The sequence below is a fragment of the Psychrobacter sp. LV10R520-6 genome, assembly GCF_900182925.1.
In the GTDB taxonomy this organism is placed as follows: Bacteria; Pseudomonadota; Gammaproteobacteria; order Pseudomonadales; family Moraxellaceae; genus Psychrobacter.
Genome location: NZ_LT900024.1, coordinates 299,800 through 313,022, shown reverse-complemented (window position 1 = coordinate 313,022; position 13,223 = coordinate 299,800). Strand labels below are relative to the sequence as shown.

Sequence of the window (13,223 nt, the reverse complement as noted above, 5' to 3'; positions counted from 1 at the left end):
AATGATGTCTTCCTTCATTAATCATAACTAATTAATTGTAACTAAACTGTTTATAACTAGAGTGTGATGAGCGCATAAATATTAACGATTAACTTTTGAGCTTGCCGACTACTAACGACTACTAATCATTAAGCAAAAACCATTAGACGAAAATCGTTAAACAAAAATCAGTAAGCTAAATGCTGTCCGGACTCCGCAAGTTCTTCACCGCGATACGATCCGCTTGCTTACGATCACGCTCAGGGGTCATTTGCGGTTGATAGACGCCTTGATTTTCGACATGAATACCCAGTGGACGGCGCTCTTTGGCAATAGACTCTTGAAGTAACATTAACCCTTGAATCAGAGCTTCTGGACGTGGCGGGCAGCCAGGTACATAGACATCAACCGGAATAATTTTGTCCACGCCTTGTACCACAGAATAGATGTCATACATACCGCCAGAGTTAGCACAGGCACCCATAGAGATAACCCATTTAGGCTCTAGCATTTGCTCATAAAGGCGCTGAATAACCGGTGCCATTTTAATAAAGCAAGTTCCTGCCACGATCATTACGTCTGCCTGACGCGGCGAGGCACGAATAACTTCTGCCCCAAAGCGCGATAAATCATGAACCGACGTCAAAGTAGTGGCATATTCCACGTAGCAACAGGAAGTACCGAAGTTAAATGGCCATAACGAGTTTTTGCGTCCCCAGTTGGCCGTCGTATGTACTAGATCTTCTAGACGACCCATAAAGACGTTTTTATTGACTTCATCTTCAACAGGATCGTTGACAGTTTGACGAGTCTCTGCAGGATAATTATCTGCATCTGGGTCGGCTTTTGTTAATGTGTATTTCATAACATACAACCTTTAAATTAAGCGCAGCGTGGCAATAACATTGCTTAGATATATTGTCGTAACTGGCATGTCGTAACTGGCATACTATTAATTTAATAGAATATAATAGAAGGTTAGCTACATAATATCTGCTAGCGATTGGGCTCAACATTGGTATTCTGAGCAGACGCCGCAAAATCTACAGAAGTAATATTACCTGTGGTATTGATATGATCGATATTTTGTAGGTGGTGACGATTGGCTTCAATATTATTTGAAACGTTGATTTGCCCTGATGACTGCGCCGGAATCTTACCAGTAGGATCCACCATTAGCTCATCAACGCCATCAAACTTAGTGATGGTTGCTAGATTGAAACCGGCGGGTGCCGCATAAAGACGCGCTTTTTTGCGCAGCTTATCAGCAGGTGCCCAGTTTAGTGCCCCTAGACTTAAGGCATAGATCAGACCAATCAGCAAGTCGATAATAAAAGTCGCAGCAGCAATAAATCCCGCCCAACCAGTTTCACGAATTGAAACTGCGTAGGCGTATAAATACAGGGCTTCCAAATCAAAAATAACAAAAAAGATCGCGACCAAATAGAATTTCGCTGACAAGCGAATGTGGGCGTTGCCAGATCCGACAACACCTGCCTCAAATACTTCTTCTTTTTGTAAGCCGTGAGAACGTCCGCCAAGCAAGCGCGGAACGACCAGCATAAACACAACTAGGCCGATAGCGGCTAAAACAAAAGCAACTGCTGACCAATTAAAGGCAAACATGATAATACGTGCTCCTCACCCAATCGAGTGTCATAAATACCGCACGCCATCACTAATTGCAACTTAGCATTAATAGCAAAATGATGACATGACAACGTACCTGACGCAGACGAAAACACAAAGTAACTGTTTATTATTAAGTTAAGTCATTTCTTTAAACAACGGTAAGTGACTTCTTTGAGTCACTGTAAATAACTAATAGGTCACTTTGCTGGTAATGACCAATTATCAAGCTTATTAATGACAGTGTAGAACAATACCAACCGTAAAATACTTAAGTATAAATCTTAGGTAAGGGCTGGTCGTCAAACGCATCTTTTAGCAACGTTGGATAAACTTATTAAATCAATATCTTAGTTATTTAAATAGTAACTTTTTAAATAGTGACTTTTTTAATTGATTTAATAACTCATTACACGTAGTCAACAATGACGTGATAACTGGCATAAACTGTTTACTTACTATACGCATATCAAGGCTCAAAAGCCAGTTTATAACTGTATTGGGTGGTCACTTTATATGCTACTAAATATGTATTTAGAGCAAAAAATTATGTTATAGACTATGGCTTATACTTGCTTTACCAAACATAAAAATCAGCCTAAAAACCTACCCAAATAAGCGTAACAACAAGATTACACCTTACGGCTAAAAATTAAAAAAATGCCTGATCACAATTCTAGACATTCAACTAAGCAGCTCAAGTCAATAAGCTTAATGATATACGTTATAAGTAGACAGATATTGTAAACCTATTAGTCCTAATTGCAACCTGTCCTTGCTCTACTTTGAACAAATATTAATAGAAGATATAGGTACTTATCTTTGATTATTTAGCGATTTACTCTTAGTTACTCAATAAAAAAAGGACCAGCCGAATTACGGCTGATCCTTTTCTCTGTGACTTACTTATATTTATCTCATAATAGGCTTAATTACAGATTACTGGTTGATCACATCCACACCTTTTGGTGGCGTGAATTTAAACTGGCTGCTGCTAATACTTGGGTTGAGCTTGATACCATTAAATTTAATTGACGTAGTTTGTCCCAAAGTATCGTTAAGTACCATCATTACCGGTTTGCCACCACTAAAACTTACGGATAAGTTTTTAAAGCTGGCGTCACTTGACTTAGGGTAGAGTACGTAATAGTTCTTGGTAGCATAAGGCTGAGTAATTTTAAAGTTTTTATCGATTTTACTTGGGTCACCTGATAGTAGCAGTGCGGGGGTATTACCTACTTGGCTGTCTACCGCTTGCTGGGTAGCTTGCTCTAAATCTTTATCATAAACCCACATCGAGCTGCTATTGGCCACAATCAGCTGTTCTGATGGTGACTTGGTTTCCCAGCGAAAGTTATTTGGGCGCTGAACGCTCATTGAGCCCTTAAAGGTGCCGCTGCTTGCCCCTTTGGTCGTTTGAGTAAAGTTAGCAGTCATACTCTTAGTATTGGTTAATAGCTTGTTTAAGCGCTGAGCTGCGACTAGATTACTTGCTGGAGCCGCGTTCGCTGATTGGCTCAATGCCACCATAGGCGCAGCAACGCCAAATGTAGTCATCAATACTCCGGCCAAAGCACCACTCATCCATTTCTGTTTTGCAGTCGTTGTTGGTTTAGAGTCTTGCTTAGTTAATAAAGTCATCGTTTTTCCTCTCGTAATAAAAATAAAACATCAATTATTCTCTAAAAATCGTTCTTTAATTATTGGTCTTTCACAATTAGTTTGCTAGTTATCGAATCAGCCGTGTATTTATTGTGGTCAAATATGTTGCGTGTTAGTTATTAGCTTTAACAGTTATTAGCTTTAATAAATAAATAAGAACCAACCATCATTAGTTATCACGGCACTATTGACCAAGAGCATTCAATCAAGGACAACAGTGTGGCAGCTTTTTTATTACGCGCCTAGACCTGAATTGCAATCAATACTACGCCTGCCATACACGCTTGTAACCAAGAAATTTACACTATTTCACCCTTGTGTTTATACCGTTTCTATACCTCTGGCAATATTGATATATTAAGTAAAATTAATAAGTAAAGAACAAAACAAGAATAAGATATAAACATAAAAAAGTCCCTATCACCGGCTGGTAATAAGGACTTTTTTATTCACTATAGGAACTTATCTAAACACAATAAGTTAATAGCACAGCGACAATTATGCGCCTTCAACCATCACATAGCGACGGTTGAATTTACCTTTGGTCGCGAACTTTACCACACCGTCATTCAATGCAAATAAAGTATGGTCACGACCCATGCCAACGCCTTCGCCAGCGTGGAACTCTGTACCACGTTGACGAACGATGATGTTACCAGCAACGATGGTTTGGCCACCGAAGATTTTTACGCCGAGCATTTTTGGGTTTGAATCACGACCGTTACGGGTCGAACCGGCAGCTTTTTTATGTGCCATGAGAAAATCTCCTTGTTAATATGATTATCGCGTGTGCGATACATCTTAAGCTTTTAGTGCGCTGTTAAGCTTTAATAAGTAAGCTGGTAACTAAGCATTAATCGCTTTGATTTTTAACAAGGTATACCATTGGCGGTGACCTTGCTCTTTGTGATAATGCTTACGACGGTTATGCTTGATAATACGGATTTTGTCACCGCGACCATGCTTAACCACTTCTACTTCTACGCTTGCACCATCAACGACTGGCTGACCGATTTTGACGTTATCGCCGTCAACAACCATCATCACGTCTTCAAATTTGATCGTTTCGCCAGCTTCTACTTTTAGTAGTTCAACTTTAAGCAATTCATCGACGACGACACGGTGCTGTTTACCACCACTTTTGATTACTGCGTACATTGTATAACTCCGTTTAACCCGTGTGCCGTGGCTAGTATGATACTAACGCTTCGTCAACGAACACGACAGGGAAAAATTAAAAGCAAGATTTTACGGCTTTTTGCTAATAAAAGCAAGCCGCTCGTCTTGTTTTTGTGAGGTGGTAATACCAATAATCCTTGTTCATATCAAGATTGAGGTCATTAATTATCTAAGCCATTTGATATGGCACTCGACACCAAGACATCAATAGTAGGAACAACGACTACTGATCTACATTTAACGGGGGTTATTATAACTTATATAATCAGTGACTTACAACGCTTTATCTATTTGTCTTTATTGTTGATCACTATTAGTTATTTTTAGAGGCGATCTTAGCTATTTTTGAGTAAGGTTCATAATGAATTTTGAATGATAAGCATTGAGTGATAAATATAATGAAGCTTTGTACCTGAGCTCATTTTATGTCACATTTTAGTCTCCGATTTGAGCATACAGCTATGCTATTATGAGCGGGTCGATAGCATTGGTAGGTCTTGCTATCAAAATTTTCTCTTTATTCTAATTGATATGACTATCCTTATGACCAGTACTTCTTTATCTAATGACTCATTTAATGAATCTGCCCCCTTGTTGTTATCCACACCAAGCTATGCCGATATCCAAAGCATCGTTGCTGATGATTTTGATATTATGGATAAGCAAGTTTTTGGTAGTCTTAACTCCAAAGTCCAACTAGTGATGAGCGTCTCACAACATGTGATTAACGCGGGTGGCAAACGGATGCGCCCGCTGATTACTTTGTTATGTGCACGAATGTTTCATGATGCCCCGTCACAGCAGGCGATGCATTTGGCGGCCATTACTGAAATGTTGCATACCGCAACTTTGGTACATGATGACGTGATTGACGAATCAGGACAGCGCCGCGGCAAGCCTACTGCTAATGCCACATGGGACAATGCCACGGCGGTGCTAGTCGGTGATTATCTGATCGCCCGGGCGTTTAATTTATTGGTCGGCTTTCAAAGCTTACCCTTATTGCAATTGTTCTCAGATGGTACTTGCGATATTGCCGAAGGTGAAGTATTGCAGCTTCAGCATCAACATAACCCTACCGCGCTTGAGGCTGACTATCTGCGTATCATTGATGGCAAAACCTCACGGTTATTTATGATGGCTACCCAAGGGGCCGCTATCTTACAAGATCAAACCCAGCACCTTCAAGCATTAGCAGATTTTGGTCAGCACTTTGGTAACGCGTTTCAGATTGTCGATGATGTGCTTGATTACAGTGGCGACAGTGAGGTGATGGGCAAGAACCTAGGCGATGATTTAGCAGAAGGCAAGCCTACTCTGCCAACGATTAAGGCACTTGAGTTATTAAAAGACACGGATCAAGACGGCTATGAGCAATTGCGAATTGCCGTACAGACTGGTAAAACGCCGAACGCGGAACAATTGATTGAGCTAGTGCGCGGTTCGGGCTCATTAGATTACTGTAAACAGCGTGCTTTGGAAGAGACCAAACTCGCTCAGCAAGCACTCGCCACTCTACCCGATAACCGCCATCGTCAAGGATTATACCAGTTGACTGAGCTTGCCAGCGCACGTTTGTCGTAAGGTTACAGCTGTTCTGGCATAATGCTATTGCTTTTATCACTCGTTTATACGGTGGATTTAAAGTGACCGTTCATGCCTAGCTATTTTAGCGTTCACATTTAAGTATTGCTAAACCCTTTGTTTTCTGGACAGCTCATATTCTTACTTGATTTATACCTTATTAATTGATTGATTTTATTCAAATTCATTTATACAACAAAACTTAACAATCTTCTGACTCAGAGGTTATTATAAAGTTTCTTAACCATTTTTTCGTGTAACGCTTGTGTTGTCGGTGTTTTTTGCACTTAGTAAAAACTAAGAGATGGTTTTATGGGGCAAAGCTGGTTTTAAATCGCTTGACTGCGGGGTACACCCTATAGTTTATAATAGTCGATTAAATTAAATATGCCTATCCGTTTCTTATGCGTCTACTGCTTATCTTTATGTGTTTAGCAACTGATAGATATTAGCAGCGTTGAATGCATATTCTTTATCACATCTATCACGTTAAAATTTATCACTACATTTTTATACTGTATCTATTTTAGATTATTGCCGAGGACATTGATGAAGCACTCTTATCTTGCGCTTGTAATAGCATCTGTACTTTCTGGAGCTGTACTGGTTGGCTGTGACAAAAATGAGGACGCCGCAGGTGAAGCTACGCAGCAGATGCCGCCTGCCGTCGTCAACGTCCAGACCGTGACTTTTGACAGCGTACCCCAAGTACAGACTTTTTCTGGACGTACTACTGCTTATCAAATAGCAGACGTCCGTCCACAAGTAAACGGTATCATTGACGAAGTGCTGTTCCGTGAGGGCAGCACCGTCAAAAAGGGCCAGCCCCTATATCGTATCAATACCGATAACTACGCAACCTCTATTACTAGTGGTAAGGCTGCGGTAGCACAGGCGGAAGCCAACTACCAGACAGCCTTGGCTAATAATGCCAATGCGAAAGCTGAACGGGTCAGTCGCCAAGCGTCACTAGCCCAAGCGCAAAATGACCTACAGCGTCTGCAAGGGTTAGTCAGTATTGACGCCATCTCCAAGCAACAGTATGAGCAGGCTCAAACACAAGTGCGTACCGCGCAAGCGGCCGTCCAAAGTGCAAATGCCGCTATTGGGCAAACGCGAGCCGGTATCGAAAGCGCAAAAGCCGGTATTCAAACCGCAAAATCTGGTTTAGATGCCAGCACCCTAGATCTCAATCGTACTATCGTCCGTGCGCCGATCTCAGGTCGTAGTGATCGCTCAAGCGTCACTGCGGGTACGCTAGTTAGCGCCAGTCAGGCCGATCCGCTAGTCACTGTTTCACGCTTAGATCCTATCTATGTGGATATCAGTCAATCGTCGTCTGAGCTGCTCAATCTACGTCAACAAATCTCCTCTGGTAAAGCCCAAGCCGGCATGAATACGGTTGAGCTGGTGTTAGAGGACGGCTCTGTCTATCCGGTAAAAGGTAAGCTTGCTTTGTCAGAGGCGAAAGTCGATGAGTCAACTGGGGCTATAACTTTACGTGCCGTATTCCCCAATAGTAATAATATACTGCTACCAGGTATGTATGTCAGCGCACGCTTGACCCAAAGTGTCATTACCAATGCCGCCTTAGTCCCACAAAGTGCGGTTATGCGGTCAACTAAAAGCGAAACTCAAGTTTATATCGTTGATGAAAATAACAAAATCCAAGTTCGTCCGGTTACTATTAATGGTACCTATAATGGACAGTGGGTGGTCACTGATGGTCTAAAGAGTGGTGATAAAGTGGTGATTATCGGTGGCGCAAAGGTTAAACCTGAACAAGAGGTGGTCGCTAAGCCTTTAGAAAATCCAAACCCAGCACCCTCTGAGCAAGGCGCTCCTGCTAGCACTGCTGCCAAAACACCGCAGCAAGCTGCAAAAAATGTGGATAAGTCTACCGATGGCAAAACTGCCAATAAACCGGCACAAGCAGCCGCCAACTAATTCCATTCAAAGTTAGGAAGACTTAGGGATATACTATGTCACGTTTTTTTATTAATCGCCCTATTTTTGCATGGGTGATGGCCATTTTGGTTATGCTCATCGGGATAATATCGGTTATCAACCTACCGATTGAGCAGTATCCGGCTATTGCGCCGCCAACCATTTCGATTAGCGCCACCTACCCTGGTGCTAACGCTGAAACCATTGAAAACTCAGTGGTACAGATTATTGAGCAGCGCATGAAGGGCCTTGATGGCTTGATGTATATAAAGTCGTCGAGTGCTTCAAATGGTAGTGCTTCTGTACAGCTTTTCTTTGAGAACGGTACGGATGCCGATACGGCGCAAGTACAAGTTCAGAACAAATTACAGGCCGCAATGAGCTCGTTGCCTGAGCAAGTACAGCGTCAGGGCGTCAACGTCAATAAAGCCTCTGAAGGCTTTTTAGCCGTGTTTGGGTTTGTCTCCGAAGATGGCAGTATGGATCGTGCTGATATTGGTGATTATATTAACTCTAATGTCGTCGATCCGCTCAGCCGTGTTGAAGGGGTTGGTCAAGTACAAACATTCGGTGCCTCTTACGCAATGCGTATTTGGCTCGACCCTGAACGCTTACGTGGCTATCGTTTGGTGCCATCTGATGTGATCAATGCCGTACGAGCGCAAAACGCCCAAGTATCCGCCGGTCAATTAGGTCAAGCACCCGCTGATGTCGATGAACAAGTTATTAATGCGACAGTCACCATTCAGAGTTATCTAAAAACGCCTGACGAGTTCAAAAAAATTCTACTAAAAACAGATACCTCTGGTGCACAAGTGCGCTTAGGTGATGTTGCAGACGTTGAAATTGGTAGTGAAAATTATAGTACTATTTCGTTGTTTAATGGCCAACCAGCAGCTGGCCTTGCCGTCTCACTATCAAGCGGTGCTAACGCTCTTGAAACCCGCGAATTGGTCGGTGATCGAATCGCCGAGCTAGAAGCAAACTTCCCTATAGGTCTAAAGTCAGTCGTTCCTTACGACACCACTCCATTTGTACGCTTGTCTATTGAGCAAGTGGTTAAGACCTTAATTGAAGCGATTGTATTGGTATTTATTGTCATGTTTGTTTTCTTGCAGAACTGGCGCGCGACTATTATCCCGACCCTAGCCGTACCTGTGGTATTGCTAGGTACTTTTGCGGTGCTGTATGTCGCAGGGTTTAGTATTAACGTACTGACCATGTTTGCCATGGTGCTGTCCATTGGTCTACTAGTGGATGATGCCATTGTGGTAGTAGAGAACGTCGAGCGGATTTTGGAAGAAGACCCGCATATCTCTATTAAAGATGCCACGATCCAATCAATGGGTGAGATTAGTAAAATCGTGGTGGGTATCGCGCTTATCTTATCAGCAGTATTTATTCCGATGGCATTCTTCGGCGGCTCAACTGGGGTAATTTATCGTCAGTTTGCCATTACGCTTATCACTAGCATGGTGCTGTCAGCTCTAGTGGCCCTTATTTTCACCCCTGCCCTCTGTGTGACTGTACTAAAACGTAATAAGAGCCATGAAAAAGGCAACAGCGAGCATCAAAAAGGCTTCTTCGGTTGGTTTAACCGTTCTTTCACCAAAACCAGTCGCTCTTATGAAAGTTTTGTCGGTAAAAGTTTCCGCTTTAAATGGGTATACTTCATTGTCTATGCCGCCATTATCGGTATTATGGCAGTGGTATTCTTACGTATCCCCGGCTCATTTTTACCAGAAGAAGACCAGGGCATTATGTTTACCGCCGTACAGCTACCCGCTGGTTCGACATTGGATGAAACCCAAGATGTTCTTGATAAAGTTAGCGATTATTATAGTAGCCAAGAACCGGATAATGTTGCTTCAGCGTTTACAATCGCGGGCTTCAGTTTTGTTGGACAAGGACAAAATGTCGGTATCGCCTTCGTAAAATTAAGTGACTGGGCAGATCGTAAAGGGGATGAGAATACAGCGCGGGCCATATCTGATCGGGCACAGGGTTACTTCTCTAGCCAAATTAACGAAGCGACTGTTTTTAATATTATACCGCCAGCGATTAGTGGGCTTGGTAACTCTAGTGGTTTTGATTTGATGCTCCAAGATTCTGGTAACCTTGGGCACGAAGGTCTGCTTGAAGCACGTAATATGTTACTGGGTATGGCCGCTCAAAACGATCAAGTATCCGGTGTGCGTCCCAACGGACAAGAAGATGCACCGCAGCTTAAAATTGATATCAACCAAGAGCAAGCCGCTGCTTATGGCTTATCTCTGGCGAGTATTAATAGTGTTATCTCCACCGCTTGGGGCTCAAGTTATATCAATGACTTCATCGACCGTGGTCGTGTTAAACGCGTGATTGTACAAGGTCAGCCTAGTAGCCGTACCAACCCTGATGATCTTGGTAAATGGTATGTGCGCAATGACAGCAACGAGATGATTTCGTTTGATGCTTTTTCTAGTAGCCGATGGCAAACCGGTTCACCAGGTCTCACGCGCTATAACAGTTTGGCGTCAATGAACATTCAGGGTAATGCGGCTGAAGGCTTAAGTACGGGTGAAGCGATGGAGGCCATGGAAGCCATGGTCGAAAAACTGCCTGATGGCATCAGCTACGAATGGACAGGCCTGTCATTAGAAGAGCAAAAGTCAGGCGCTCAAGCGCCCATGCTATATGCCATTTCAATCTTAGTGGTCTTCTTATGTCTAGCGGCGCTGTATGAAAGTTGGTCAGTGCCATTCTCAGTACTATTAGTGATTCCACTTGGGGTATTGGGGGCGGTACTATTTACCTGGTTCCGTGGTTTCTCCAACGATATTTATTTACAAGTCGGTCTACTCACGGTAGTCGGGCTATCAGCCAAAAATGCCATCTTGATTATCGAGTTTGCGAGGGATCACCAAGAAGAAGGTTATAGCCTCAAAGAGTCGGTAATGACGGCGGCTCGGCAACGCTTGCGTCCGATTATTATGACCTCGCTTGCCTTTGGTCTGGGTGTTGTGCCATTATTCATAGCCACTGGCGCCGGGTCTGGTAGCCAAAATGCGATCGGTACCAGTGTGGTTGGTGGGGTGGTCAGCGCTACCCTCTTAGGTATCTTCTTTATTCCTATGTTCTACATTTGGGTGCGTAGCATTTTCCCTTATAGAGGTAATGAAGCGCATGATCCGAATGATCCGAATGATAAAGATGACGGCAATGATCCAAATGGTCCAAACAATCAAGATGGACCGACTGATCCCAATGGCTCACATGATCCTGACGAAACCCTAGTTACGCCAAAAGTGCTAGATACACCGACCGATGATATGCAAGACCCAACTCCCTCTGAGAGTTATCAGCCTCTAAGCTTTGGAGATAATACAAAATGAGTTTTAGTACGTTATTTACCCCTAACTCAGCCACCAAAGCAGTAGTTACCTCTACTGCCAGCGTGCGCCCAATGACAGGCACTTGGTTTGTCTCTACCGCTATGATTGCGACTTTCTCAGTATCGCGGGTACGCAAGAATAGTGGACGCTTATTAGGTTTGACGGCATTAGCAATGAGTATGGCAGCGTGTAATACCATCCCAAAAGCGGATATGAGCCCTGTACTTGCTGAGCCTAATATACCGATTGAGCAAGCCTATGGTGCATTCGATCGTGAGACTATCAGTAACGCCGAGCAACCAAGTCTCGCCAGTCAACGCTGGCAGAACTTTTATAGTGATGAGCGTCTGAAGGGTCTTATTGCATTGGGTCTTGAGAATAATAAAGACTTTGAAAGTGCCAGCTTGGCTATTGAAAAAGCACGCGCTCAATATCGAATTACTGATATTCGTGATCTGCCCACCATTGATGGTAGCGCCGGCTACTCTCGCCGGCGTCAAAGCAGTCCAATAGGCGGCAGTCAAACTGGCGATAGTTACAATGTGCAATTGGGCTTAGCCAACTACGAGCTCGACTTTTGGGGCAAAATTGCCAGTCTAAAAGAGCAGGCATTGCAAAATTTCTTAGCAACGACTGCGGCAAAAGATGCCACCCAAATTAGCTTAATTAGTAATATTGCCCAAAGCTATGCTAATTTAAGCTATAGCTTAGCGCAGCTAAAACTGGCAGAAGCGACGGTTGAGAGCCGTGAAAGATCGCTATTCATTGCCAGTAAGCGCTTTGAAGCAGGTATCGATCCTAAACTGCCCTCGTTACAGTCAAGTGCATCGCTTGAGAATGCTAAACTTGCGGTACTACGGGCGCAAAGCAGCATCTTAACCTCACGTAATGCGCTACAGTTTTTAGTAGGTGCTCCCATTCCAGGCGGTCTTATTCCAACGCCTGCTGTTAGTAATGTGACCACACAAGAAATCTTTAGTGCCGGTCTACCAAGCGAGCTACTACGCTATCGCCCTGATGTATTACAAGCGGAATATAATCTTAAAGCCGCTGGTGCTAATATTGAAGTGGCACGCGCGTCTTATTACCCTTCAATTAGCCTTGCCAGTAGTGTGGGCGTGAGTAGTGATAGTTTAAATGATTTATTTAGCAGTGGCGCAGTAGGTTGGTCATTTGGCCCAAGTATCAGCGTGCCCCTCTTTGATGCCGGACTCTTGGATGCCAACTATGATGTGGCTAAAATCGAACGTGAACAAACGCTTGCCAGTTACGAGAGATCTATTCAAACGGCGTTTCGTGAAGTATCAGATGTTCTTGCAACGCGGGCAACATTAGGTGAGCAGCTTGAGTCACAGTACCGTCTACAAGATAACTTCGAGCAAACCTATCAAATTGCGGACGCTCGTTTTAAAGCCGGTATATCCAACTACCTAGACGTACTCGATGCTCAACGCTCATTGTTCTCAACTCAACAAGGGATTTTAGATTTAGAGCTACAAAAAATTATTAGCCAAGTTGAATTGTACCAGGCCCTTGGTGGCGGTGCTAATTTTGGTGTGCCAACCATTATTCCAGTACCACAATATACCAACGTGGCACAATTAGGTAGAGCGCCTGGCAATAGTGCTGAAGCAAAAGCCGCTTACGCTATCGATGCCGCCAGTTCAGCGCGGGTAATTTCTGTGCAAGAAGCCATTGCCATTAAGCAGTCAAATTCGCCAACGACAGCTGTCTTTGAACCAACTGCGATTGTCGATATCGATAATGATAACGATGCTGATGCAGCAGTCGGTGTTTTGATTGAAGAAACTCCTGTTGAACAAGTACCAGTCACGCAGATTATTGAGCCTTAACTGCTTGCTGGTCAAT

Annotated in this window: 9 protein-coding genes; 4 read left to right on the top strand and 5 right to left on the bottom strand. The window is 43.4% G+C overall.

The annotated features are described in order from the left end of the window. Positions 1-175 precede the first annotated feature (175 nt). The 5 genes from U1P77_RS01395 to rplU form a co-directional block, all read right to left on the bottom strand. Positions 176-844, bottom strand: coding sequence for a NuoB/complex I 20 kDa subunit family protein (locus tag U1P77_RS01395; RefSeq protein ID WP_321155655.1), 669 nt, complete (start codon positions 842-844; stop codon positions 176-178). A gap of 131 nt (positions 845-975) precedes the next feature. Further along, positions 976-1,605 (bottom strand): NADH-quinone oxidoreductase subunit A, encoded by a 630-nt coding sequence (ndhC, locus tag U1P77_RS01390; protein ID WP_321155654.1) that lies wholly within the window; start codon positions 1,603-1,605, stop codon positions 976-978. 942 nt (positions 1,606-2,547) lie between these two features. After that, positions 2,548-3,249, bottom strand: a complete 702-nt coding sequence (gene lolA, locus U1P77_RS01385) for an outer membrane lipoprotein periplasmic chaperone LolA (protein ID WP_321155653.1) — start codon at positions 3,247-3,249, stop codon at positions 2,548-2,550. A gap of 519 nt (positions 3,250-3,768) precedes the next feature. Beyond that, on the bottom strand, positions 3,769-4,026 hold the full coding sequence (gene rpmA, locus U1P77_RS01380) for a 50S ribosomal protein L27 (RefSeq protein WP_201557456.1): 258 nt from the start codon (positions 4,024-4,026) through the stop codon (positions 3,769-3,771). A 90-nt stretch (positions 4,027-4,116) separates the two neighbouring features. Continuing rightward, on the bottom strand, positions 4,117-4,428 hold the full coding sequence (rplU, locus tag U1P77_RS01375) for a 50S ribosomal protein L21 (RefSeq protein WP_201557454.1): 312 nt from the start codon (positions 4,426-4,428) through the stop codon (positions 4,117-4,119). A 675-nt stretch (positions 4,429-5,103) separates the two neighbouring features. On the opposite strand from rplU, the gene U1P77_RS01370 reads away from it, so the two are divergent. From U1P77_RS01370 to U1P77_RS01355, 4 genes are all read left to right on the top strand, one after another. Next, positions 5,104-6,033, top strand: a complete 930-nt coding sequence (locus U1P77_RS01370; protein WP_321156579.1) for a polyprenyl synthetase family protein — start codon at positions 5,104-5,106, stop codon at positions 6,031-6,033. Positions 6,034-6,582: 549 nt separating this feature from the next. Beyond that, positions 6,583-7,980 (top strand): efflux RND transporter periplasmic adaptor subunit, encoded by a 1,398-nt coding sequence (locus U1P77_RS01365; RefSeq protein WP_321155652.1) that lies wholly within the window; start codon positions 6,583-6,585, stop codon positions 7,978-7,980. 35 nt (positions 7,981-8,015) lie between these two features. Next, entirely contained in the window at positions 8,016-11,354 is a 3,339-nt protein-coding gene (locus tag U1P77_RS01360) for an efflux RND transporter permease subunit (protein WP_321155651.1), read from the top strand. After that, positions 11,351-13,207: an efflux transporter outer membrane subunit gene (locus U1P77_RS01355; RefSeq protein ID WP_321155650.1), complete on the top strand. Its 1,857-nt coding sequence runs from the start codon at positions 11,351-11,353 to the stop codon at positions 13,205-13,207. The genes U1P77_RS01360 and U1P77_RS01355 overlap by 4 nt, the downstream gene beginning before the upstream one ends. Positions 13,208-13,223 lie beyond the last annotated feature (16 nt).

Excerpts from the sequence above, each read along its gene's own strand:
- U1P77_RS01395 (WP_321155655.1), bottom strand. The coding sequence starts at position 844 with ATGAAATACACATTAACAAAAGCCGACCCAGATGCAGATAATTATCCT.
- ndhC (WP_321155654.1), bottom strand. The coding sequence starts at position 1,605 with ATGTTTGCCTTTAATTGGTCAGCAGTTGCTTTTGTTTTAGCCGCTATC.
- lolA (WP_321155653.1), bottom strand. The coding sequence starts at position 3,249 with ATGACTTTATTAACTAAGCAAGACTCTAAACCAACAACGACTGCAAAA.
- rpmA (WP_201557456.1), bottom strand. The coding sequence starts at position 4,026 with ATGGCACATAAAAAAGCTGCCGGTTCGACCCGTAACGGTCGTGATTCA.
- rplU (WP_201557454.1), bottom strand. The coding sequence starts at position 4,428 with ATGTACGCAGTAATCAAAAGTGGTGGTAAACAGCACCGTGTCGTCGTC.
- U1P77_RS01370 (WP_321156579.1), top strand. The coding sequence starts at position 5,104 with ATGGATAAGCAAGTTTTTGGTAGTCTTAACTCCAAAGTCCAACTAGTG.
- U1P77_RS01365 (WP_321155652.1), top strand. The coding sequence starts at position 6,583 with ATGAAGCACTCTTATCTTGCGCTTGTAATAGCATCTGTACTTTCTGGA.
- U1P77_RS01360 (WP_321155651.1), top strand. The coding sequence starts at position 8,016 with ATGTCACGTTTTTTTATTAATCGCCCTATTTTTGCATGGGTGATGGCC.
- U1P77_RS01355 (WP_321155650.1), top strand. The coding sequence starts at position 11,351 with ATGAGTTTTAGTACGTTATTTACCCCTAACTCAGCCACCAAAGCAGTA.